The sequence below is a fragment of the uncultured Pedobacter sp. genome (genome assembly GCF_913776295.1).
In the GTDB taxonomy this organism is placed as follows: domain Bacteria; phylum Bacteroidota; class Bacteroidia; order Sphingobacteriales; family Sphingobacteriaceae; genus Pedobacter.
In genome coordinates this window covers 26,377-50,250 of record NZ_CAJYOJ010000062.1, presented here as the reverse complement: position 1 = coordinate 50,250, position 23,874 = coordinate 26,377, and the positions used below count along the sequence as shown (strand labels likewise).

The window sequence follows — 23,874 nt, the reverse complement described above, 5'->3', positions numbered from 1 at the left end:
TCCGCCGAATCCTTTAATGCTAAGATCAAGGCGCTAAGGGCCCAGTTCAGGGGAGTAAGAAATGTTGAATTCTTTATGTTCAGGCTATCAAAAATATATGCTTAAAATCCCCCCAACTTTTTTGCTTAATCCCTAAATTTGCCGCCCAAACGAATATCACTGTTTAAGGCAAGCTGATGTTCTAATTTAGAAGAATAAAATGGAAGAAAATGATTTTGTGTCGGTCTGGCTCGAAGAAACCGGAAATCCTGCAATTGAAAAATTAACGCAGCTGAACCTTGATGCAGCCCAAAGAACCACAGCAATACTTGCTGCAAAAGGTTCGACGGAAAACCACCTGGCCTTCATATTGGATATTAATCCTGATGAAATTAAAAGGTGGTTAACCGGAAGGCATGTTTTCAGTGTAAAAACCATCAACGAGATTAACACTGCCCTGACTGAAATTGTGGTGAACAGCGAGCGATAAGAAAAAGATCAATGCATACCTTATTATCTGATTGGAACTAACGCCACCAGCGCATTTTATAATTCCTTATTGCGCTGCTGTAGTTTCGCTGAAGTTAACCGTTTTGAGCTTGCCTACATTCTTTTTCTCCAGGGCCTTACCTGCGTAGGCCGGTTTATTTTTACCCCATACCACATTACTGTTCTGCAAACTGATGTATCCGGTATTTTCGAAATAAAATCCGGCAACCGCACTTTTAACCAGCCCCTCAACATTGCTGGGTCTGCGATCATAAACTCCGCCTGCTTCGTTTGTTGTTTTATCAAGATGAACACTGACCTGATCGAAATAGATTCCGGAAACTTTATCCTGATTTTCGCCGCTGATGTAAACACCACTTTCGCCCGTGCACCTGATGTTACTAAAATAGATATTTTTAACCGCACCTACTTTACCTTTGGTCTGGCCCTTTGGTAAACGCCAGCCTGCGTCTTTATTATTGCTCGTTGCTCTGGGGTAAGCGGTAATATAAATTGGCTCTGCCTTTCCCCACCATACATCTGAAAACAGTTTAGACTCAATAAACAAGTTAGAGAAAATCACATTGTCCACGGTCCCCTCATCCCGGTTCTGAATCCCAATACCGCGGTTGCTCTTTCGGATATTGCAATTATTGATGAGTACACTACTGATCCGGTCCATATTTTCAGAGCCGATCTTAATCGCGCATGAGCTGGACGTCATGGTACAGTTACTGATCACAATATTTTCGCATGCCCCATATTCTTCGAACTCACGTCTGTTTTTTAAACAGATACAATCATCACCTGATTCGATAAAACAATTGGTAATCCGCACATTTTTACTGTGATCCAGATCTATACCATCGCTATTCCGGATTTTTATACTGTTCAGTAAGGTAATATTGGATATGGAAACATCATTACAACCTACCAGATGAACAGTCCAGTAAGCAGAATTTTGAAACGTTACCCCATCGATATTTAATTTAGTGCAGCCAATGAGCGTAAGCAAATGTGGCCTCGGATCGATCAAATTAAATGGTTTTAAAACATACGAGTCGCTCAGCTCCTCCCCCATAAACGAAATCCCGTTCCCATCAATTACACCTTTTCCGGTAATGCTCACCTGCTCCAGTTTTTCGCCGCCAATCCAGATGGTACCTTCACCTTTATTTTCCCTAAAAGCACTTTCGGTATATAATTTTTCATCAGGGCTGGCCAGGAGTTTTGCCCCACCTTCCACTCGTAAATCAACAAAAGACTTTAACTTAAAAGGCCCCGCTAAAAACACGCTCCCCGCAGGTACAATAACCTGCCCGCCGCCCGCAGCAGAACAGGCATCAATGGCTTTCTGAATAGCAGCAGCATCGTTGGTTTTACCATCACCTACCGCACCATAGTTTTTAATATTATATATTTCATCCCGGGCCATCCCGCTCAATGGAATCAGCAGTGTAAAAAAAAGTAAAATTCTAATTTTCATATTCAGATCGTTATCAATTTTCGGTTGTATTTAACTGAGTCGAATGACCAAAAACGATTTAAAAATCACAAAAAATCTCCGGTTTGAAGCGTAATTTACCTGTTTAATTACGTAAACGTTTTCGCGAAACAACCGGTAAAAATTTAAATCTTGGCTTTAACAACCTGTAGATTCACGCTTGACAAGTACTGATTTGAGGATAATATTCTGCTCGTCATCAAGCTGTTTGTTATTCAGAATTTTGAACAGGCATTTTGCCGCTTCACGCCCGATTTCGAAGGCAGGCTGCGAAATTGTTGTCAGGGCAGGGCTTAAAAGTTTTGCTGTACTCAGATTAGAAAAACTCAGTATTTTAATTTCATCCGGAATCTGTAGACCCGACTCTCTGCAAGCACAATAAGCAGGAATGATGAATTCTTCAATAGAAGAAAAAAGCGCATCGGGTTTATACTTTTCAAGCAATTCTTCTATCTGCTGCAGGTTAAATTCTTCGTCTTCATGATATTTAACAATAAGGTGGTCTGAAGCAGCCAGCCCATGCGTTCTCAGTGCATCGAGATAACCCGAAAACCTCGCCTTACCCGCCGGAAGGTTTTCGAGGCCAAACAAATAGGCAATTTTGGTACAACCACAATCAATCAGATGTTCTGTTGCCTGATAAGCAATTTCGTAATCATCAGTAGTTACTTTAACCGCATCCAGGTCCTGGTAAACGCGATCGAAAAATACCAAAGGAATTTTCTTGACCAAATTGGCATAATATTCACTGTTATATTCACTGCTGGATACTGAAGTAAGAATACCATCTACCCTACCATTCAACAAGCTATTGGTAAATGCTTTTTCAGCTTCTATATTTTCATGAGTTTGATAAATAAGCACATGGTAACCATACTGCCTGGCAATTTCTTCAATTCCCATTATGGATAAGGAGAAAAAATTATTGGCTACGCAGGGGATAACGACCGCTATCGTTTTGGTTTTATTACTGCGGAGGTTACTCGCCGCAGGATTTGGGGTATAATTCAGTTCTTTGGCCAAATCCCATACCCTGTTTTTGGTTTTTAAACTAATTTCATAGCTATCGTTGAGGGCCTTAGAAACGGTTGCAATAGAGATGTTCAATTCTTGAGCCAACCGCTTAATATTAACTGCTTCTGCCATGTTTTTAATTTGTTTTGTTAGTTTTTAAGGTTTCTGCAGCCTTATCCAGAATTGTGACGGGACAACAATTTCCTTTTCTTCGTCAGCAGCATATCAAAAAAGCAGCCTCAATGGGTATACGATGTACCCGTGGAATTGGATGTTTTGAATAAGTTAGCCGATTGGCTACCCAATATCTTCGCGTTAGCGATCATATTAGGCAGCGAACGAAAATATAAAATAATCGTAAGATCAGCCTTTATTTTTTTTCTTTTGCCAGTTTATTTACGGAATTCCCAGACGTTGAAGCATTCGGCAAAAGGCTAAAACCTTAACTCCCTAAAATTAAGCACTTTAATCCTATTTTCTCAATTCTTATCAAGATTTTACGTAATCGTTTAAGTAAATAAAGTTGGTCGAACATAAAATTTTCAGCTGGCAAAAACTCAACTTTAACCCAACAACCAACAAAAAGTTCATAGAAATCAATTTCTAGCCTTATGAGAAACCAAAGTGCATCTTCGAAGGATCACCAAAATCCATTGCAAAATCTCGATCAATGGGAAGAGGATATCCTTACCCGCTATCCGGATCCCAAAAATATCAATGCTGACAAAAAAGAGGAGCAGTTCAGAAATTATGAAGAAACGGAAAAAGATAGTGTAAAAGAATTTTACAGGCTTAACCACACTTATCAAACCTACGATTTTGTAAAGCAGAAGAAAGCTGATTACCTAAGGTTCAACAAACAAGAGATGCCCATCTGGAGTGCGTTCGATTTTTTAAATAAGTTGGTGGATGACTCTGATCCTGATACTGATTTAGATCAAATGCAGCACCTGTTGCAAACATCTGAAGCCATTAGAAACGACGGTCACCCTGATTGGATGGTTTTAGTCGGTTTAATTCATGACATGGGTAAGGTACTCTGTTTATTCGGAGAGCCACAATGGGCTGTTGTAGGTGATACTTTTCCCGTAGGTTGTGCCTATTCTGATAAAATTGTGTACCCGGAATTTTTTAGTCAGAATCCTGATTACACAAATGAGATTTACCAAACCAAACTAGGTGTTTATACCGAAAATTGCGGGCTGGATAAGGTAAATATGTCATGGGGCCATGACGAATATGTGTACCATATGATGAAACCCTATCTGCCAGAGCCGGGTTTATATATGCTCCGCTACCATTCTTTTTATTCGCAGCATCGGGAAAATGCATACGATCATTTAATGAATGAGAAAGATCATGAAATGTTTAAATGGGTGAATCTGTTTAATCCTTACGATCTCTATTCTAAAAACCCCAATCAAAAAAGCTGGGCAGAGCTGGAACCTTATTATAAAGCTTTAGTGGCTAAATACTTACCAGCTCACATTAAATTTTAAATCTATCTCAGAAAATTTTTAACCAATAAACCATTTATGAATCTAATTTTACAAAAATCATGAGATTTACATGTACACGCTTAAAGTATAGTAGCCTGTTGATGCTGCTTTTACTCATCAGCCAGGCGTTCAACACCGCTTATGCGCAAACGGAAAAAAAAATTACCGGAAATTTAGTTGATGATGCAAAACTGCCTATTGTAGGGGCTTCTGTAACGGTAAAAGGCACAACAAAAGTGACCTCAACAGGTGCTGGTGGTTCATTTAGTATCTCGGCCAAAACAGGAGATAAAATCCTCTTTAGCTTTTTAGGCTATCAAACCAAAGAGCTTACTGTTACCAATGCATCAACTTATCAGGTTGTGATCAGCGAGGCAAGCTCAGCACTTACTGATGTTGTAGTGGTAGGTTACGGAAAAAGTTCGAGAAAAGCATTAACCAGTTCTATCTCTACGGTTAAAGGCGATGATCTGAACAAAGGAGCCATTAGCGATGTTGGCCAGATGCTACAGGGTAAGGTACCAGGACTAAACATTACCAGAAGTGGCGACCCAAACCGTAATGCAGCCATCATTTTGCGTGGTGCCTCTACCCTACGTGATGGTGCACAATCCCCACTTTTCGTAATTGATGGTGTTGTTGGTGCCGATATTTCGATTCTGGCACCGGATGATATTGCTTCCATAGATGTATTAAAAGATGCTGCTGCTGCGTCCATTTATGGTAACAGGGCTGCCAACGGCGTAATTATGGTGACCACCAAACGCGGCGTAACAGGTGCAACACAAATTACCTATAACGGCTATTTTGGCGTAGAAAATGTATCAAACCGGTATAATATGATGGATGCAGATCAGTTAAAGGCATTTTTAGCAAAAACCAATTCTGCCCTTACACCAGCGAATGATAAAGGCGCCAATACCAACTGGCAGAACGAGGTACAACGTAGCGACGCTTTATCATACAACCATAACGTTTCACTTAGCGGCGGTACCGAAAAAACGACCTATAATGCAAGCTTAAACTATTTCAAACAAGATGGTATCATCAAAACAAGTGATTTAGATAGATTTATCGGTCGGATCGGAATTGAACAGAAAGCCTTAAACGACAAGTTAAAGATCGGCTTAAACATCAGCAACTCGGTAACCAATGCTAATCTGGTACCTTACCGTAATACGGTACTGGCGCAAATGCTTACTTACCTGCCGACATCGCCGGTAAAAAATCCAGATGGTTCTTATTTTGACAACTTAATTCAAACCAGCTACTATAACCCGGTTTCGATGCTCGAAAATGGTACAGAGAACCTGAAGAATAAAAATATTTTAGGAAACTTAACCGTTAACCTGAAATTACCATTCGGTTTCTCTTACGATGTTTCTGCATCATATCAAAATAGCCAGAATGTTTACGGTGCATTTTACAACAGCATTTATACTTCGAGGTATAACAACGTGCGTAATACACCAGAGCCACCGGCAACACCTAGTTTTGTGACTCTGGTTGGTAAAGATGGTTTGGCGGTAAGAAATGCTTATCAAAACACGAATAAAATTATTGAAACCTACCTAACCTGGAATAAAAAATTTGGAGATCACGATATCAATGCCGTTGTGGGTTATTCATATCAGCAATCGTTAAATAATGACGGTTTTCAGGCTACTTCGACCAATTTCCCGATTAACCAGGTAAGTTATAACAATTTAAGCTTAGGAAATCCTTATGCCGTAACCGATTTCAGGGTTGATTTTAACCCGGGCGTAACGTATCAGGAAATTTTGATGATTTCTGATTTTGCAAGGGTAAACTACAATTACAAAAACAAATATCTTTTGCAGGGATCAATCAGAAGAGATGGTTCTAACGTTTTCGGAAGTAACGAAAAATGGGGCTTTTTCCCATCTGTTGGTGCAGCCTGGAACATTGATCAGGAAAACTTCTTTAAAAATGTTGGCGTAATCAAAACCCTTAAATTAAGGGGAAGTTATGGTATAGCGGGTAACTCACTCGGCTTTGCCCCATTAACCACCAAACTTATTTATGGTCAGGTTGGTCAGTTTTATTATAACGGCTCGCCAAGAGAAGGTGCATACGGTGCCATCCAGAATGAAAACCCTGATTTAAGATGGGAAAAGACAGCTACAACCAATATTGGTTTAGATTTCGGACTTTTCAATGGCAGGTTATCTGGTTCTGTTGACCTGTACGATAAAAAAACAACCGACCTGATTCTGACATTTGGCGTAGATAACAATCTTTATCCAGCAGGTGCCTATACAGCGAACGTTGGTAGTTTGAGCAATAAGGGTATCGAACTGGTTTTAAACGGTACGCCGGTTAGCACAGAGAACTTTAGCTGGACAACCGGGTTTAACCTGGCACATAACCGCAATAAAGTAATCAGCCTGTCAGATGACAGCAGATTTAATATTGAAGACCGCCTTACCGTTTCTCCTGATGGAGCCGGACAGAGTGGCGCAACATTGCAAATTCTTAAACCGGGAGAACCAATTGGTACTTTTTTTACCTTTAAATATGCTGGTAAAGATGCAAATGGCGTATCGCAATATTATGATGCTGCCGGTAACATTAAAACACAGGGACTGCTTAATAAAACCGATTATTACATCCTTGGAAATGCTCAACCAAAAGCATTGCTGGGCTGGTCAAATAACATCAGATACAAAAATTTCGATTTAAGTGTATTTATGAGAGCTACTTTAGGCCTGAAAATTATGAATGTTACCCGTGCAGATTTATTCCGTCCGAGTACGGCACAATTTACCAATATACCGGTAGAAGTTGAGAATGAATCGGTAGCCGATTTCAACTCCTATAAATATTCGAGCAGATTTTTAGAGAATGCCAGTTACCTGCGTTTAGACAATGCTACGCTGGGCTACACTTTCAAAAAGGGACTTATTCCTGGTATAAATTCTCTTCGCTTATATACCACAGCAAATAACCTGTTTGTGATTACCGGTTACAAAGGAATAGACCCTGAGATTAACCAGGGTGGTACTGCTCCGGGTGTAGATACCAACAACTTTTATCCTAAAACCAGAACTTTCTTATTTGGTTTAAACGTATCATTTAATTAAAATTTAAGAAGATGAAAAATCTTATCAAATATATTGCAGGAACAGCTTTATCGCTAGGCGTATTAACTTCCTGCCATAAACTGGATTTAAAAGTGGAAACACAGCTAACTCCGGAAACATTTCCCCAAACAGACCAGCACTTTATACAGCTAACGGGTCAGGTATATGTACAGCTCCGTCAAAACTGGAGTACGGATTATTTCTTTATGCAATCGTTGAGTACAGATGAGGCGATTATGCCTGCCCGTGGCGGTAACTGGTATGATGGTGGCGTATTTGAAAATCACCACAAGCATACCTGGACAAAAGATAACGGTCACGTAAGCAGTGGATGGGGATGGTTATCTGCTACGATCAGTAAAGCCAACCAAAGTTTATTCTTATTGAAAGATGCGCCGGAATCTGCGGGAAAAACAGTGGCAGTAGCCGAAGTTAGGGCAACCAGGGCCCTGGCATTCTTCATGATGATGGATTTATGGGGAAACGTTCCTATTGTGACCACTTTCGGACAGACCACCCCTCCTGAAACCAAATCGCGCCTGGAAGTTTTCAATTTTATAGAAGCAGAACTTAAAGAAGTATTGCCAAACTTAAGCAGCGCTACCGGAACGGCAACTTATGGCCGCCCAAATAAATATACCGCCTATGCTATTTTGGCGAAGATGTACTTAAATGCTGAAGTATATACCGGTACCCAACGTTATAACGATGCCGTGGCCGCATGTGATGCCATTATTGGTGCCTCAGGCTCTCCTTATAGTTTGGAAAGCGATTTCAGAAAGATGTTTTTCATTGATAACGGACCACAAATCAAGGAATTCATTTTCGCTATTCCTTTCGATCCAGGTTTCAGCAATGGTACCATGATTTATTCGCGCTACTCTTTACCACGTTCGTTGCAGAAAAAATACAGCCTAAAATTCACACCAAGTGCACCAATGAGTACCTTGCCAGAATATTATGCTAATTTTAACGATCCAAACGATAAAAGAAATGCACAGTGGATAAAAGGATTGCAGACTTATTATGATGGATCGCCTGTTACCGTAAGTACAACCAAGAAAGGATACGACCAGTTTTACGCAGGTTCTGATGGTTCAGCTGCACTTACTTATCAGGTTGATATTACGCCAAACGTTACCTTGAGAGATGCATCCAGACCTTTTGACGCAGGAAACGATGAAATTGCCTGGAACATGGGCTACAGAAACAATAAGTTTTACTGTGATAGTACCTCATCAAGCAGAAACCAAAATAATGACGTACCTGTTTTCAGGTATTCGGATATTTTATTGATGAAAGCCGAAGCAATTCTTCGCGGAGCTACACCTACCCAGGGACAAACGGCCTTATCATTGGTGAATCAGTTAAGAGCAGTGCGTACTACCTCACCTGCATGGACCTCAGTTACGCTGGAAGACTTATACAAAGAGCGTTGCAGAGAATTTTCATGGGAATGCTGGCACCGTAACGATATGATCCGCTTTGGCAAATATGAAGGAACATGGGGCTTTAAAACGGATGCACAGACATTTCACAGACTTATGCCGATTCCAGCTTCGGCGCTGATTCTTAATCCAAAATTGAAACAAAACCCTGGCTATAACTAATTTAGCATTATTTGAATTTCTCCAGACTGGTGGTCTGGAGAAATTTTTATTTTAACGCTTCATTGTCTTTATTTGCAACTATATTCGAAACGATGATCAAACGACTACTTTTCCTTATTCCGCTTCTCTATGTTCATACGATATATGCCCAAATCATTATTAAAAATCAAACTGAAGCTGTCGCGGCCGGTAAAACTCTAGTCAAAGATCCTGGAGCATTGCAGTTTCTAGCATTAGGCGATTGGGGCCGAAATGGCGCTGATCACCAGAAACCAGTTGCCAAACAAATGGGCATTACGGCGGCTGATGTAAAGGCACAGTTTATCATCTCTACAGGCGATAATTTCTACCCAAGCGGCGTAATCAGCCCACAAGATCCGTCATTTAAGTACTCTTTTGAAGATATCTATACCGATTTCTCGTTACAGTGGGACTGGTACGTGGTTTTAGGGAACCATGATTACAAATCCAATCCTGATGCACAGGTAGCCTATTCGAAAATTAGCAGAAGATGGAAAATGCCTGCCCGTTATTATTCAAAAAAAATTGCCATTAACGGCGATGTAAATCAACAGGTATTGATCGCATTTATTGATACCAATCCACTGATCCCTGAATTTTATAAAAACGCAGAGTACGGACCAAACGTTAAGGGACAAGATACTACCAGACAAAAAAAGTGGCTGGTTAAAACCCTTGCTGATCAAGATCCTTCCATTAAGTGGAAAATTGTAGTGGGTCACCACCCTATGTTTACCGGCGGTAGCCGTACCGATGGTTATGACACTAAAGCAATCAGAAGCACATTAAAACCGATACTTGATAAATACGGTGTTGATATTTACTTAACAGGCCACGAACACAGTTTACAATATCTTAAACCAGCAGGTAAAACCCATCATTTTATTTCCGGCGGAGCCTCAGAAAAAACGCCTGTTAAACTAATACCAGAAGCAGAGATGGTCGCCTCAGAATATGGCTTCATGTTATTTTCGGTAAACAAAGACCAGTTACGCGTACAGGTAATTAATGAGGAAGGTAATGTTCTATATCGAACTTTAATCAAGAAGTAAGCCTGTAATGATCACCATTAAAACAGAAAATACCGGCGAAAAGGTAGAAAAGCCCAAAAGGTTAATTTCGCTGGATGCTTTACGGGGTTTCGACATGTTCTGGATTGTAAGTGGCGAAGGTATATTCCATGGCATTGCCACCGGAATCATGAATAAGCATGCATTAAAAAGGAACCCTATTGACTGGACTATCTCCACCAGTGATAGCTTATCCTTCTTGGAAAGACTTTTTATTGGAATTAGCAATCAACTGCATCATTCTCCGTGGAATGGTTTTACTTTTTATGATCTGATTTTTCCTTTGTTCATATTTATTTCCGGAGTATCCATGCCTTACTCCTACCAGAAATACTTTGCGGAAAGAGAAAAAAACAAGCATTCATCACTAAAAATATATTTTCCGCTAATCAAACGAACCATCATACTGATCATTTTAGGCTTCATTGTGAATGGATTATTAAAATGGAACGGATATGAAAATACACGTTTTGCCAGTGTACTGGGTCGGATCGCTTTAGCCACTTTTTTCGCGGCCATTATCTATTTAAATTGTTCGCTTCGGGGAATGATTTCCTGGTTCGTGGCCATCCTGATTGGATATTACCTGTTGATGGCATTTGTGCCCGTTCCCCGCTTCGGATCCGGCGTTTTTACGCCAGACGGAAACCTGTCGGCTTATGTCGACAGAATGTTTCTACCCGGTAAACTTCATCGTACCATTTACGATCCTGAAGGACTATTGAGCACAATCCCCGCGATTTGCTCGGCAATGCTCGGCATTTTCACCGGAACGTTTATTAAATCAACCAGATTTACCTATACACCCAATCAAAAGGTTATCGCGTTGCTCAGCAGCGGATTGCTGTGCATCGGACTTGGTTTGTTATGGAGCTTCATCTTCCCGATTAATAAAACCATGTGGACCAGCTCATTCGTTTTGTTTGCCGGAGGCTGGAGTATCATATTGTTCACTGTATTTTATTACATTATTGATGTATATTCTTATTCCAGGTGGAGTATTCCGTTTGTATGGTTTGGTACAAACAGTATTTTGATTTACGTTTGTGCACACGGACTTTTCAACTTCGAGTCATCATCTGCTTTTTTGTTTGGTGGTTTCATAAAACTCATCCCCCCACTATGGCATGAAGCCGCTTTATGGACAGGGGTATTATTGATTCAATTGTTTTTATTAAAGTTCTTCTACGATAAAAAGTGGTTCTTAAAAATTTGATATGAAATTAAAATTATATTTTTCAGTTGCACTTGTTTCCTTGTTCGTTAACAAGGCACTTGCTCAGGATTTTTTAAATACTTCAAACCAACTCATAGAACGGGTATTACCCAAACACGCAAGATCGTTTGCAATAGAGAACCTGCCTGCTGTTAAGGGAAAAGATGTCTTCGAGATCGAATCAAAAAATAACAAAATCATTCTTAGAGGAAACAATGGTGTCGCCATAGCGTCGGCTTTTTATCATTATATAACTGAGTATGCGCATTGCCAGATTACCTGGAATGGCACTAACTTAAATTTACCTGCTACGCTTCCCGTGGTAAAAACAAAAATAAGAAAAGAAACACCGTATGAATATCGATATTATCTTAATTATTGTACGTTTAACTACAGCATGAGCTGGTGGGATTGGGCGCGTTGGGAGAAAGAAATAGACTGGATGGCTTTACATGGCATTAACATGCCACTTGCCATTACCGGCGAAGAATATACCTGGTACCTTCTATACAAAGAAATGGGCTTTTCGGATGATGAATTGAAAGGTTTTTTTACCGGACCTGCTTATTTCTCGTGGTTTTGGATGGGCAATATCGATGGCTGGGGCGGCCCGCTTCCGGTAAGCTGGATGAAAAGCCACTTCGAATTGCAAAAGAAAATTTTGAACCGTGAACGGGCATTGGGCATGAAACCCGTACTCCCGGCGTTTACGGGACATGTACCCGCAGCATTTAAAAATAAATTTCCGAATGCAAAACTGAAAGCGACCAACTGGACCAATGGTTTTGCAGATACCTACATACTTGATTCGGAAGACCCGATGTTTGCCGAAATCGGGAAGAAGTTTTTACAGAAGCAAACGGAAATGCTGGGTACAGACCATCTGTATTCTGCTGATACCTTTAATGAAAACGAACCACCATCTTCAGCGCCTGAATTTTTAAGTAGGTTAAGTGCCAGGATTTATGATGGCATGTCGCAAGCTGATCCTAAAGCCATTTGGGTGATGCAGGGCTGGTTATTTTACAGTGATAGAAAATTCTGGAAAGAGGCACAAACTGAAGCCCTGTTAAAGGCTGTTCCAAATGATAAGATGATTTTGTTGGATTTAGCTACAGAAATTGAACCGGTTTGGAAACGCACGGAAGGTTTTTATGGAAAGCCATGGATTTGGAATATGCTGAACAACTTTGGTGGGAACACCAATTTATTTGGAAGAATAGATGTGGTCGCCACAGCTCCTGCACAGGCCTTAAAAGACCCTAAAAGTGGCAAAATGCACGGTATCGGTTTGACTATGGAAGGCATAGAACAAAATCCGGTCATGTACGAGTTGATGATGGAAAATGTTTGGCGCAGCACACCAATTGACCTTGAAACATGGTTACCCCAATATGTTTTTAACCGCTATGGCAAAAAAAATGCAAATGCGTTAAAAGCCTGGAAAATACTTCGAAAAACCGTTTATAGTGTACCCGCAGATAAATATGTGCGTGATGGGGCCGAGTCTATTATACAGGGCCGGCCGACACTTGATTCCATGACCCGCTGGGCCAGAACAACCTTAAACTATAACGAACGTGATTTATTGCCCGCCTGGGATGAACTGATTAATGCAGCAGCAGTTTGCAAGCAAAGTGATGGTTACCAATATGACCTTGTTGATGTGACCAGACAGGTACTGGCCAATTACGCACTTCCCTTACAAAGGGAAGTTGTGGAAGCCTACCGGAGTAAAAATCTAAATGCTTTTCAACTTGCACGCAAAAAGTTTATCACCTTGATTGAAGACATGGACAAATTGTTGGCTACGCGAAAAGATTTCATGTTAGGTCCATGGATAAATGATGCCCGTAACCAGGGAACCAACGAACAGGAAAAAGCCTTGTACGAAATGAATGCAAAGGATCTAATTACTTTGTGGGGCGATGCCAAAAATCCATTACACGAATATGCATGTAGACAGTGGAGCGGATTGATGAGTGATTTTTATAAACCACGATGGGAAATGTTTTTTAGCCGAATGGAACAATCTATTTCGGATAAAACTGAACTCAACATCACTAAGTTTAACGATGAGGTGAGCAAATGGGAATGGAAATGGGTAAACCAGCGGAAAGACTATCCAACACAAACCATTGGTAACCCTGTAAATTTATCGCTTAAAATGTATCAGAAATACCGTAAAACCATAGCGCTGGCGCATCAGTAATTTCAGCGATTAGAATGTTATTGGTAACTATATTCAAAATGAGCCAGGCTTTATCAGGATCTGCATAATATCAAGATCGTTAATAAGGCACTAAGCAAAAGGATAAAAACAATCATGCTTACCGGAATGCTTTTATTCGGCTCATCATCGGTTTTATCTGATGGATTTGATTTTTTCTTTTCGAGCTTCATTGTGGGTACCATATTGGTTCGACGATATTTGTAGTAAAAAGATTAATACGGCAGAAAATTTATCTTTATTGGCCATCATATAACCGATATTTAACAAATAAACAATAACCTGCTAACCTTAAGGAAACATGGCTTATCTAACTTACAGCTACGCTTGTTTACCATCCGTAAAAACTGGTAAACAACAATGTTTAAATAAAACGTTAGGCTATGAAACCGCAGGTCCGAACGATCCCAGGGAAACTGGTAGATTTTGATTATAACAGATATAGGTTACCCACATTTGTGATGCAGTTTAAACCCTCCGTATATCAGGATGGTGATTGCTTTTACGCAGTATTATCTTTCGAAGAAGAACATGATGTTTCGGGCATTGGTACCTCGCCAGAGGATGCATTGATTGATTGGAACGATAAAGTTTGTGAAATGCTCGCCTTATCAGGTCCTCTACGCACGTCATTAAATAGCAAGAACAGATAGGCTGCTTTAACCGGCATTTTTACACTGACCTAAACTTATCTGATGAACCAAAATATTGCTACCGGCCTGGTATTTTACCGGGACCCTCATGATCAATTGAATTTTCTCATCAACTGCCATTTTGAAATCAAAAGGCCTTACGATTGTTCGATGCTCGAGCTCCATCACTTCTATTTATTATTAAAAAGAGGAAATAAAGTTTCGAAAATCGACCTTCCTGCAAAGATTTTTAATGCAGCATTTCTCGCATTTTGCTATTATAACAAAAAATTGGTTGGCATTTCGGCCATCAAAAGACCTACGTTATCTTACCTACAAGAGGTGCATAAAAAAGCAGGGATTACGAGCGAAATAGAAAAACCCTTTTTAGAAATCGGTCATTCGTTTACGCTTGAGTCGGTTCGTAAAAAAGGAATTAGCAGTGCCTTAAAAGGGTTGTTGCTTAAAAAAATCAGTAATCACCAGGGCATTATTTTTTCTACATCTGCTACGCCTACCAGTCAGCGATTTCTTTTAGCCAATGGTTTCCGGGCGGAAGGGAATCCTTATCAGGGCATCTTCGATCATCATATCATCTATTTCGAACGTATACAGTAAATCTTATTTAGGATGCAATGACTAATTAAGGGTTTAATGGATATTTCAAAAAAAGATTAGGAACTTTTTCAGTTAAATTTAAGGTTACATCAATCTGAAGTAATCATTGCCTGAAACTACATCACCTAAGGTAGCAATGGAGATGAAGATTAAAACCATTGCTTCACTCACCTTGTTTTATAGCATATCATCCCAAAGAATTGGATACAGTATTTCCATTCTTTGCAGATAAATTAAAGTCCTGCTAACCATTTTTTGTTTTTCAGATCAGAATCGTTTTTAATATTCTGTGATGCACCGATGCATGGTATCAGAAGAAGCAGCGGTAAAATTACATTTGCACTACAAGGCCACCATAGCAGTCAAGCGAGAGTAAGGGTTACTACCGACGGAACACAGAAAATAGACACAAAGCTAAAATTTACAATCTCTCCCGGAAAACTGGAAACGGTAAAAAACGGATTGCAAGATTTAGAATATTTTGTAGCAGCAGATGAACACATCACCATTCCTGGAAAAAGAGCCCCTAATGAGTGCCTGTTAACTGAAAAAATTTCAGCATTTGCACTGCAAAATTTTCATTTTTTATGAAAATTTTGCAGTGAAAACAGTCTCATATTATTCAAAATGGCCTTGGCACAGCACTTGATATACAGTAAACGTAACCTTTAAAAAGGTTGAAGTGATAAATTAATTGATTTATAGTCCATTTATTAGTAAAACATTAAAAGGAGAAAAAACTATGACATTGGTTAAATTCAATCCAGAAAAAAAGAACAGTTCATTATTGCCAGGCTTTAATGATATCTTCGAATCCGTGTTAGGTGATACTTTTTTCACCGATCGTCGCTTAAGCAGCGTGCCAGCAGTTAATATTTCCGAAACGAATGAGGAATACCACATTGAACTGGCTGCACCGGGACTAAAAAAAGATGATTTCAAAGTATCCATTGAAAAGGATATGCTGAACATTTCTACCCAACAGCATACCGAAAACAATAACGAAGGCAAAACCTATAACAGAAGGGAATACAGTTATTCGGCATTTACCAGAGCATTTACCCTTCCAGAAAGTGCTGATGCTGAAAGGATCCAGGCCTCTTATACAGATGGAATACTTCATCTTAACATTCCTAAAAAGGAAGAAGCCAAAGCGGTTTCCAGACAGATCGAAATACAATAACTTTTCAAGTGCCGCGAAACGCGGCACTTTTTATTTGAGCAAGTACCAATATCCATTTGAAGAAATAACAGTTTAATTATGGAAACCCGTTTCACCATTTACATCAGCCTTCAAGGCCCGGCTGGTAAAATTACCTATGGAAGATTGTCGCTTGGCAAAGATAAAAAAGAAGCCGACCAAATTTTCTCCCAGTTAAAAGGCAGCGCAGAAGATGCACCAGGATGTTCATTAAAAATGGAATTTATGGAAGAAATCATGGAACTGCCCATTCTCATTGGCACTAAAAATTGTAACCTGGATCAACTAAAAGAAAACATTGCGATTGTTTCGAAAGAAATATTCCGTATTGCCCATTTGGAGAATGGAAATATTGATGCTGAATAATTAATATTTTTGGGAAAAGGGGATCAGATCGTGCCCTATCCCCTTCTAATACATATTTAAAGCGTGCTTTTACACAATTACTTTAAGTGATTTTACTGGTCTTAAATCTTACCCTCAAATTTTTGGATTGCATCGGTGCTAACCGGAGTAAAAAAATTGACCAGATTTCCATCGGGATCACGGAACAGAAGCGAACGGTTCCCCCAAGGCATGTTTTTTGGTTCCTGCAATAAATAGGAGGCCAGAAAAGCGGATTGCTCCCGGTAGATCCGGTCTACATCATCTGTAATGAATTCGATGATGGCCGAGTGGTTTTCGGCTGCTTTGGCAACTTCCTTCCCGCCAAAAAACTGTAAAGTTCTGGTGCTCCCAATGGCGAGCGTTGCATTTGCCGTTTGAAGTTCTGCAAAGTCTTCCGTATAACGAACACCTTTTAGTTGAGTGATTTGCTCATAAAATTCCAATAATTTACTTACATCATTGGTAATGATTCTGATTGAAAGGAGATTCATAACTTGTCTTTTTAATTTATTTTAGACAAATTTCCGGGAGCCTGCTGACAACGGTTTGTCAGAGGTTATATTTTTTTCAGGATTTCCGAATACCCCTAACGAAATATACCCGATTGATATACCACGAAATCCTTTTCAAGTTTAATATCTTCTGATGAACTACCCACCATTAAATGATAAGTTCCTGGTTCTACTTGCCATTGCATCTTCTGGTTATAAATTTCAAGATCTGATGGCGCTATACTAAAAGTGATGTTTTTTTGTTCTCCCGCTTTCAAGACCACCCTTTTAAACTTGATGAGTTGTTTAACCGGCATTACCACCGATGATTTTTGATGCCGCAGATAAAGCTGTACCACTTCCTCACCATCTGTTGTCCCTGTATTTTTCAAGTCTATTTTAACCGTTACTGTTTTTTGACCGGGACGAGACTCTACCTGAAGATTCTGGTAAGCAAAGGTGGTATAACTTAACCCATACCCGAAAGGGTATAAAGGCTTAGCATCCATTTCTATATAATCATGCTTTTCCGGATAACTTGCATTATAGTAAACGGGCAACTGGCCAACAGATTTAGGAACTGAAATGCTCAACCTTCCTGCAGGGTTATAATCTCCAAAGAGCACATCAGCAATTGCGTTACCACCTTCCTGTCCCGGGTACCAGGCATCCAGCATAGCCGGAACATTTTCTGCAGCCCAGTTTAAATTTAAAGGCCTTCCCTTAATCAACACCAGTACAACGGGTTTCCCTGTTTTCATTACTGCCTTTAGCAACTTCATCTGGTCGCCCATCAAATCAAGTGTTGCTCTATCATATCCTTCACCGCTTTCCATATCGCTAAGAATTTCTGCTTTTGCATTCACTTTAGCCGCACCCGTTTCAATATACTCCGTTTTAAAATCACGGGCGCTCGAGCCACCTAACACGATTATCACCGCATCAGATTTTTTGGCTGCCGTAACTGCGTCATCAATCTCGCTCGAAAGCGTATCGCGGATGGCACAACCTTTTACATAATTGATCCTGGTTGTTTCGCCGAGTTTGTTTTTAATCCCCTGTAAAACCGTGATGACATTACCTGCTGCCTGAGGCGCCGTGTAATCACCTAACTGGTTGTAAACATTATCGGCATTTGGGCCTATAACGGCAATACTTTTCAGTTTTTTACTTAGTGGAAGCAACTGGTTCTGATTTTTCAATAAAATAACAGATTCCCGGGCCACCTCACGTGCCAGGTCAACTTTTTCTGCATTTCTCACTTTTTGCTTAGCCACCTGTGGATCAACATAAGGGTTTTCGAATAAACCCATCCGAAACTTTATCCGCAGCACCCTGCTCACGGCGGTATCCAGTACCTTTGCAGAAACTTTTCCTTGATTAATTGCATCAAGCAAAGCCTTTCCGTAACCTACCCCACTCAAATCGGCATCTAAACCAGCATTAATAGCCAATGCAGCTGCATCTGCCGCTGTTTCGGCAACGCGATGGTTCGATTTCAATCCCGAAATGCTGTTCAGATCAGAAACCACAAAGCCCTTAAAACCCCAATCTTTAATCAGTACATCTTTAAGCAACATTTCATTTGATGAGCAGGGAATGCCATCAATAGAATTGTATGAAGTCATCACCGATAAAACCCCGGCTTTAACTGCAGCTTTAAACTGTGGAAGGTAAAACTGATGCAAAGTGCGCAGTCCCAGGTTAATACTGCTTCCGTTATGTCCGCCCTCCGGTGCACCATAGGCAGCCAGATGTTTCAGGGTGGCCACTACATTTACACCACTATTAATCGATTTTCCCTGTAAACCTTTCACCATTGCTTCGCCCATTCTGCTGATCAGTACATGGTCCTCTCCGTAGGTTTCTTCCACTCTCGACCACCTGGGTTCGCGCGCGAGGTCTAGCACCGGGCCATAACCAACATGTCCGCCCTGCACGCGGGTTTCTTCGGCAATTGCTTTAGCCATCCGCTCAATCAACTCCGGATTAAATGTACTGCTCTGCCCTATTGAAGTTGGAAAAACAGTAGTACCGATAGCCATATGTCCATGCGGTGCTTCTTCAGAAAGCAATACCGGGATCCCCAAACGCGTATTTTCGATCGCATACTTCTGGATGGCATTCGTCGCCTTCGCGGCCATTTCAGGATTTAACCCATTTGCCAGGGTCTTTTTCGTCCAGGGATCAGCGCGGAGTGTGGCCCACAACATGCCGGTATAAGATTCCTTTAGTGATTTCTTAAAGGCCTCACTTACCTCAACCTCGTTACCGCTTTTGTTGTACATAGGCCAGCCCAATGGCATGGAAATCTGCCCTACTTTTTCCTCCACCGTCATCCGCGAAAGCAAATCCTTGATTCGATTTTCTATAGGTGCTTTAGCATTTTTATATAACGGAGTTGTGCTTTTGTTTTGTGCAAAAGCTGCAGTACATAAATTTAAAAATGTTAAAAGCAGGCCTAAGGCCATTTGTATTTTTTTATTCATATCTATTCAAATTATGCCCAGGCCTTTCTCAGAAAACGTAACCAGTTTCCGTGCATCAGGTTTTCGACATCCGTATCGGTATAGCCCCTTTTTATAAATAAATCAGGTACTTTCTGTAAATCAGCAATGGTTTCGAGATCGTAAGGACACTGTTCTTTGCCGAAGGCACCATCCAGATCTGAACCAATCCCCACATGTAATGCATTGCCTGCAAGCTGACAAATGTGGTCAATATGATCAATCATCACTTCAAGTTTGCAATTCATCGCCTTAGGTTGCGAAACTCCACGTTGCCAGTTAGGCACCATCATCCAGGCATCTAATGCTGCCCCGATAACGGCGCCGCGCTCAATAAGCGCCTTAATCTGCTCATCGCTATACTGTCTGTTATGGTTTACCAAACTGCGACAATTATTGTGCGAAGCCCAGATGTGTCCGTTGAAACGGCCCAGGGCATCCCAAAAACTATCATCACATAAATGCGTAGCGTCTAGAATGACTTTTAACCGCTCCATTTCCTTTAACAATTGATGCCCTAATGCAGTCATTTTACCTGTCGCATCCGTTCCCTGTGCATAGCGGCCCGGACCATAATGCGCAGGGCCAACCGCCCGTAAACCGTTGTGCCATGCCCGTTCGAGATGTTGTGGCGTAACAAATGAATCTGCACCTTCCAGACTGAGGATATAACCGACAGGCTTTTCACCCGATGGCTGATCATTTTGCCATAAGGTGACGTGTTTTTCCATTGTTTCGAGGTTATGAACCTGAAACATTTCACCGGCATCTTCCATAGCTTTATACCAGGCCAGCTGCCCCTGGGTTTGTGCCCAGGCCTGTTCAGGCGAATGCCAGCCAGGCAATTGATTATCAGGCGCCACGTATCTCGCAATTTGTGTGGCCACTACCAAACCAATATTTCCTTTACGCAGCTCTGGTAGCGACACAGTTGCCAGAGCACGGTCCGGTTTGTCGGTTAATCCTGCTTCACGCTGATTGATGGCTGAAACCTCCTTCGTTAAATCACGGTTCCATTCCAGGGCGTTCATGCTTAAATCCAAATGGGCGTCTATCGTAAACATGCTGAATTATTAAATGGTTATTTTTCTTTTTCGGGAAATACGGGATTACCTAGTTGCGCCCGCCTGGCCTATAAATTCACAAATAAATCGTGTACCGCATCCTCGATCAGGCTCACATCCCTGGTGAATTCGTGCCCGTAATTATTAAGTGCCTTTAAATGGGTGTTGTACAATTGTCTGTAAGCGTTCCAATCCCCTCCTTTAAAGGCATTCCATTCGGACGTAGTGGCTTCATTAACTTGAACCTTTTTTAACGGCATAAGGATTATTCGTTTTACTAACTTAGTAAAATTAAGCTACGAAAGGAATTTATTGATAAATAAGTTCATTTACTGGATTGAATGTTTGCTTTTTATCATTTCAGCTTTGGATACTTATCCCGAGTATCCAAAGGCAGACGTTTCGATGAAACATATAGAATTACACAGGCCAAATCATATCAATTTTGGAAATTACAATCAGAATATCATGATATTCTACGCATCTTTACCGTTAAAGGAGATACATCAATAAATTATGGCCTCGCTTTTGTACCCTTCCCATACACAGTGCCGGGCTTAGCCCCCATATAAAATACGAGCTTACCACCGCTCAACACGTCTTTATGCAGAATATAGGAATAAGGATAAGGTTTTCCATTCAGTTCCACTTTCTGGATATACTTGTTTTGAATGCTGTTATGGACCGAAATGATCTCAAAAGTTTTTTGATTGCCGAGATTGATTTTTGCACTTTGAAACAACGGCGAACCAAACACATACTTCCCCTCCAGAGGATTAACCGCATACATCCCAAGGGCGCTAAAGGCATACCAGGCACTCATCTGCCCTACATCTTCATTTCCACTCAAACCATCAGGCTTTGTGGTGTAAAATTTTTCCATTACTTCACGAATAAGCTCAGCGGTTCTGGATGGCTGCCCAATGTAGTTATATAGATAAGTAATATGATGACTCGGTTCATTGCCGTGAGCATATTGTCCGATTAACCCTGAAATATCCGGCGCAGCACTTTCATGTTGCCTGGAAGACATGGTAAACAAATTATCCAGGCGTTTTTTAAAACTGGCCTCCCCCCCTAAAAGCGTCACCAGACTATGTACATCTTGTGGTACGAAAAACAAATACTGCCAGGCATTGCCTTCGGTAAAATCGGAAGTTTCGGGTTTAGCATATACGGGATCAAGTGGGTGTTTGAATGAACCATCGGCCAAACGACCGTTGAAAAAACCTGTAGCCTTGTCGAAATACAGTTTGTATAGCTGGCTTCTTTTGGTAAAATATACCGCATCATCCTGCTTTTTCAATAAACGCGCCACTTTTGCAATGCCTGCATCAGCAATGGCATATTCCATCGCCCAGGCTACCGATTCGTGCATCTTGTCAGAAGGGATATAGGTCAGTTTATTCAGGTATTGAAGACCCATTGAATCGCGCGTGGCTGTATGTTTCATCGCCTGATAGATTTTTTCTTTCTGAGCCTCCTCGATCAGACCTTTCCCAAAAGCATCAGCCAGGATAATGATGGCAGGATTACCAACCATACAGTCGGTTTCACTGCCCACCAAAGGCCAAACCGGAAGCCTGCCCTGTTGCTGGTGGATCGCCAGCATCGATTTTACAATGTCTTTAATTAAATCGGGCTGCACAATAGTCATAAACGGGCTCCATCCGCGGTAAATGTCCCAGATCGACATCGTTGTCAGGTTACGGAACGGTGCCCGCTGATAAACTTTCTTATCCGTTCCCCTGTAATCGCCATTGGCATCGTTAAACAAGGTGGGTCCGTAATACATATGGAAAAGTGCAGTATAAAAGATCTCTTTATTCCGCTCGCTTTTATCCGATACCATAATTTTAGAAAGGATCTTTTCCCAAGCCCGATCTGACTGTTGGCGGTATTTGCTGAAACTGCCTGACGCTGCCTCTGCCTTCATATTGGCAAGTGCATTCCCCTCGCTTACGGGCGATAAGGCAACTTTTACCGTCAGGTCAGGATTTTTAGCGGCGTCGAAGAACAAGGCCACTTTGGAATGTATACCCTCTACCTGCTGTGATTGCTGAAGTGTACTATCCGCATAAAAAGCAGATTTAATAATTGGCTGTGAGGTTCTCAAGGCAAAATACAGGCGCTGATCGCTGGCCCATCCTTTAGAGAACCTATAGCCCGTATAGGTCGAGTCGTTTACCTTTTTAATAAAAGTTTTCACAGGTCTATCCCAGTTCATGGAAAATCCAAGATCAATCAAAAGGTGGGCATTGTCTGTTTTATTGTAGTGATATTGGTGAATACCCACACGTTCTGTAGCTGTAAGTTTGGCGTCTACATTATATTTGTCTAAGTGAACGGCGTAATAGCCCGGGTGGCATACCTCTGTTTTTTTGCTAAACAGCGAACCATAACCGGTTTCAGGCTTATTGAACTTCATGGGATACAGTTGTAGCGCTCCATTCGCCGGTACAACCATAATGTCGTTCAGGTCGCCTATACCCGTTCCGCTTAAGTGTGTATGGGTAAATCCCAGAATTTCCTCACTTAGGTAATTATAACCGGAACACCAGTCCCAACCGTTAAATTTATCCCAGCTACGGCCAATTTGCGAAGGACCAAGCTGTACTGCGCCAAAGGGTACATTTGCTCCAACAAAAACATGGCCATGATCTTCAGAGCCAATAAAAGGGTTTACGTAACTTGTTAAGGATTTTTTCTGTGCATACACTGTGGATGATATCATCAAACCAGTAATATACAGGATAAATATTTTCTTTAGCATCTTTACAATTATGATCAGGATCCGGGGCGTTTTCAGAATTGCCTAAAATAACAGATTTCAATTATAAAATAACTACTTCTTTATTTTTTGTAAGCGAGAATACTCCCCGGTAACCGGCACTGTGCAAATTACCCTCAATACAAAAAAGCCTTTAAATCTCACGATCTAAAGGCTTATTGTTTTTTATGTCGGGATGGCAGGATTCGAACCTACGACCTCCACATCCCAAATGTGGCGCGATACCGGGCTACGCTACATCCCGAACTTTGGTATCGATCTTTTTGTTAACCTTATTTCTAAGGGATGGCAAAGATATGGATTTTATTGGGTTTTTCCATTTATTTACCAACATTTTTTTATTTCAGCGGTGAGGGCGGGATTCGAACCCGCGGTACCGTTACCAGTACGACAGTTTAGCAAACTGTTCCTTTCGGCCTCTCAGGCACCTCACCTTTAAACCTCCTT

The 23,874-nt window shown here is 41.0% G+C and carries 19 protein-coding genes and 2 tRNA genes; 12 read left to right on the top strand and 9 right to left on the bottom strand.

The genetic code is table 11. From position 1 onward, the window contains the following. The first annotated feature begins 199 nt into the window (after positions 1-199). Complete coding sequence (locus QZ738_RS13685; RefSeq protein WP_293788319.1) at positions 200-469, top strand: hypothetical protein; 270 nt, start codon at positions 200-202, stop codon at positions 467-469. Positions 470-535: 66 nt separating this feature from the next. Here the strand turns inward: QZ738_RS13685 and QZ738_RS13680 are convergent, their stop codons facing one another. Both QZ738_RS13680 and QZ738_RS13675 read right to left on the bottom strand, forming a co-directional pair. Further along, the gene (locus QZ738_RS13680; RefSeq protein ID WP_293788318.1) at positions 536-1,954 is read right to left on the bottom strand and encodes a glycoside hydrolase family 28 protein; all 1,419 of its coding nucleotides are present in this window, start codon (positions 1,952-1,954) and stop codon (positions 536-538) included. A 156-nt stretch (positions 1,955-2,110) separates the two neighbouring features. Next, the gene (locus QZ738_RS13675; RefSeq protein ID WP_293788317.1) at positions 2,111-3,118 is read right to left on the bottom strand and encodes a LacI family DNA-binding transcriptional regulator; all 1,008 of its coding nucleotides are present in this window, start codon (positions 3,116-3,118) and stop codon (positions 2,111-2,113) included. 479 nt (positions 3,119-3,597) lie between these two features. Between QZ738_RS13675 and QZ738_RS13670 the strand changes: the two genes are divergently transcribed. The 11 genes from QZ738_RS13670 to QZ738_RS13620 all read left to right on the top strand — a co-directional run bounded on the left by QZ738_RS13670 (position 3,598) and on the right by QZ738_RS13620 (position 16,553). Next, on the top strand, positions 3,598-4,485 hold the full coding sequence (locus QZ738_RS13670) for an inositol oxygenase family protein (protein ID WP_293788316.1): 888 nt from the start codon (positions 3,598-3,600) through the stop codon (positions 4,483-4,485). A gap of 59 nt (positions 4,486-4,544) precedes the next feature. Then, on the top strand, positions 4,545-7,589 hold the full coding sequence (locus tag QZ738_RS13665) for a TonB-dependent receptor (RefSeq protein WP_293788315.1): 3,045 nt from the start codon (positions 4,545-4,547) through the stop codon (positions 7,587-7,589). An 11-nt stretch (positions 7,590-7,600) separates the two neighbouring features. Beyond that, on the top strand, positions 7,601-9,199 hold the full coding sequence (locus tag QZ738_RS13660) for a RagB/SusD family nutrient uptake outer membrane protein (protein ID WP_293788314.1): 1,599 nt from the start codon (positions 7,601-7,603) through the stop codon (positions 9,197-9,199). Positions 9,200-9,291: 92 nt separating this feature from the next. Beyond that, positions 9,292-10,272 carry a tartrate-resistant acid phosphatase type 5 family protein gene (locus QZ738_RS13655; protein WP_293788313.1) on the top strand — a complete coding sequence of 327 codons (981 nt, stop codon included), beginning with the start codon at positions 9,292-9,294 and terminating at the stop codon, positions 10,270-10,272. 7 nt (positions 10,273-10,279) lie between these two features. After that, positions 10,280-11,506, top strand: coding sequence for a DUF5009 domain-containing protein (locus QZ738_RS13650; protein ID WP_293788312.1), 1,227 nt, complete (start codon positions 10,280-10,282; stop codon positions 11,504-11,506). Position 11,507: 1 nt separating this feature from the next. Further along, positions 11,508-13,718 carry an alpha-N-acetylglucosaminidase gene (locus tag QZ738_RS13645; protein ID WP_293788311.1) on the top strand — a complete coding sequence of 737 codons (2,211 nt, stop codon included), beginning with the start codon at positions 11,508-11,510 and terminating at the stop codon, positions 13,716-13,718. A 401-nt stretch (positions 13,719-14,119) separates the two neighbouring features. Then, positions 14,120-14,389, top strand: coding sequence for a hypothetical protein (locus QZ738_RS13640; RefSeq protein WP_293788310.1), 270 nt, complete (start codon positions 14,120-14,122; stop codon positions 14,387-14,389). Between the two features lie 42 nt (positions 14,390-14,431). Then, positions 14,432-14,986, top strand: coding sequence for a hypothetical protein (locus tag QZ738_RS13635; RefSeq protein ID WP_293788309.1), 555 nt, complete (start codon positions 14,432-14,434; stop codon positions 14,984-14,986). A gap of 255 nt (positions 14,987-15,241) precedes the next feature. Further along, positions 15,242-15,577, top strand: a complete 336-nt coding sequence (locus QZ738_RS13630; RefSeq protein WP_293788308.1) for a hypothetical protein — start codon at positions 15,242-15,244, stop codon at positions 15,575-15,577. 151 nt (positions 15,578-15,728) lie between these two features. Next, positions 15,729-16,169 (top strand): Hsp20/alpha crystallin family protein, encoded by a 441-nt coding sequence (locus QZ738_RS13625; protein WP_293788307.1) that lies wholly within the window; start codon positions 15,729-15,731, stop codon positions 16,167-16,169. Positions 16,170-16,247: 78 nt separating this feature from the next. Continuing rightward, positions 16,248-16,553, top strand: a complete 306-nt coding sequence (locus QZ738_RS13620; RefSeq protein WP_293788306.1) for a hypothetical protein — start codon at positions 16,248-16,250, stop codon at positions 16,551-16,553. 101 nt (positions 16,554-16,654) lie between these two features. Here QZ738_RS13620 and QZ738_RS13615 read toward each other — a convergent pair whose 3' ends face one another. The 7 genes from QZ738_RS13615 to QZ738_RS13585 all read right to left on the bottom strand — a co-directional run bounded on the left by QZ738_RS13615 (position 16,655) and on the right by QZ738_RS13585 (position 23,861). After that, positions 16,655-17,065, bottom strand: coding sequence for a VOC family protein (locus QZ738_RS13615; RefSeq protein ID WP_293788305.1), 411 nt, complete (start codon positions 17,063-17,065; stop codon positions 16,655-16,657). 95 nt (positions 17,066-17,160) lie between these two features. Next, a complete protein-coding gene (locus tag QZ738_RS13610; RefSeq protein ID WP_293788304.1) occupies positions 17,161-19,554 on the bottom strand; it encodes a glycoside hydrolase family 3 N-terminal domain-containing protein in 2,394 nt (797 codons plus the stop codon). An 11-nt stretch (positions 19,555-19,565) separates the two neighbouring features. Continuing rightward, on the bottom strand, positions 19,566-20,636 hold the full coding sequence (locus tag QZ738_RS13605) for a membrane dipeptidase (protein ID WP_293788303.1): 1,071 nt from the start codon (positions 20,634-20,636) through the stop codon (positions 19,566-19,568). Between the two features lie 68 nt (positions 20,637-20,704). Further along, positions 20,705-20,896, bottom strand: a complete 192-nt coding sequence (locus QZ738_RS13600) for a hypothetical protein (RefSeq protein ID WP_293788302.1) — start codon at positions 20,894-20,896, stop codon at positions 20,705-20,707. Between the two features lie 254 nt (positions 20,897-21,150). Further along, positions 21,151-23,409, bottom strand: a complete 2,259-nt coding sequence (locus QZ738_RS13595) for a GH92 family glycosyl hydrolase (protein ID WP_293788301.1) — start codon at positions 23,407-23,409, stop codon at positions 21,151-21,153. A 188-nt stretch (positions 23,410-23,597) separates the two neighbouring features. Then, positions 23,598-23,671, bottom strand: a tRNA-Pro gene (locus QZ738_RS13590). Positions 23,672-23,774: 103 nt separating this feature from the next. Further along, positions 23,775-23,861 (bottom strand) — tRNA-Ser (locus tag QZ738_RS13585). Positions 23,862-23,874: the final 13 nt, after the last annotated feature.

Excerpts from the sequence above, each read along its gene's own strand:
- QZ738_RS13665 (WP_293788315.1), top strand. The coding sequence starts at position 4,545 with ATGAGATTTACATGTACACGCTTAAAGTATAGTAGCCTGTTGATGCTG.
- QZ738_RS13610 (WP_293788304.1), bottom strand. The coding sequence starts at position 19,554 with ATGAATAAAAAAATACAAATGGCCTTAGGCCTGCTTTTAACATTTTTA.
- QZ738_RS13670 (WP_293788316.1), top strand. The coding sequence starts at position 3,598 with ATGAGAAACCAAAGTGCATCTTCGAAGGATCACCAAAATCCATTGCAA.
- QZ738_RS13605 (WP_293788303.1), bottom strand. The coding sequence starts at position 20,636 with ATGTTTACGATAGACGCCCATTTGGATTTAAGCATGAACGCCCTGGAA.
- QZ738_RS13595 (WP_293788301.1), bottom strand. The coding sequence starts at position 23,409 with ATGCTAAAGAAAATATTTATCCTGTATATTACTGGTTTGATGATATCA.
- QZ738_RS13675 (WP_293788317.1), bottom strand. The coding sequence starts at position 3,118 with ATGGCAGAAGCAGTTAATATTAAGCGGTTGGCTCAAGAATTGAACATC.
- QZ738_RS13655 (WP_293788313.1), top strand. The coding sequence starts at position 9,292 with ATGATCAAACGACTACTTTTCCTTATTCCGCTTCTCTATGTTCATACG.
- QZ738_RS13680 (WP_293788318.1), bottom strand. The coding sequence starts at position 1,954 with ATGAAAATTAGAATTTTACTTTTTTTTACACTGCTGATTCCATTGAGC.
- QZ738_RS13635 (WP_293788309.1), top strand. The coding sequence starts at position 14,432 with ATGAACCAAAATATTGCTACCGGCCTGGTATTTTACCGGGACCCTCAT.
- QZ738_RS13640 (WP_293788310.1), top strand. The coding sequence starts at position 14,120 with ATGAAACCGCAGGTCCGAACGATCCCAGGGAAACTGGTAGATTTTGAT.
- QZ738_RS13600 (WP_293788302.1), bottom strand. The coding sequence starts at position 20,896 with ATGCCGTTAAAAAAGGTTCAAGTTAATGAAGCCACTACGTCCGAATGG.
- QZ738_RS13645 (WP_293788311.1), top strand. The coding sequence starts at position 11,508 with ATGAAATTAAAATTATATTTTTCAGTTGCACTTGTTTCCTTGTTCGTT.
- QZ738_RS13625 (WP_293788307.1), top strand. The coding sequence starts at position 15,729 with ATGACATTGGTTAAATTCAATCCAGAAAAAAAGAACAGTTCATTATTG.
- QZ738_RS13660 (WP_293788314.1), top strand. The coding sequence starts at position 7,601 with ATGAAAAATCTTATCAAATATATTGCAGGAACAGCTTTATCGCTAGGC.
- QZ738_RS13620 (WP_293788306.1), top strand. The coding sequence starts at position 16,248 with ATGGAAACCCGTTTCACCATTTACATCAGCCTTCAAGGCCCGGCTGGT.
- QZ738_RS13685 (WP_293788319.1), top strand. The coding sequence starts at position 200 with ATGGAAGAAAATGATTTTGTGTCGGTCTGGCTCGAAGAAACCGGAAAT.
- QZ738_RS13615 (WP_293788305.1), bottom strand. The coding sequence starts at position 17,065 with ATGAATCTCCTTTCAATCAGAATCATTACCAATGATGTAAGTAAATTA.
- QZ738_RS13650 (WP_293788312.1), top strand. The coding sequence starts at position 10,280 with ATGATCACCATTAAAACAGAAAATACCGGCGAAAAGGTAGAAAAGCCC.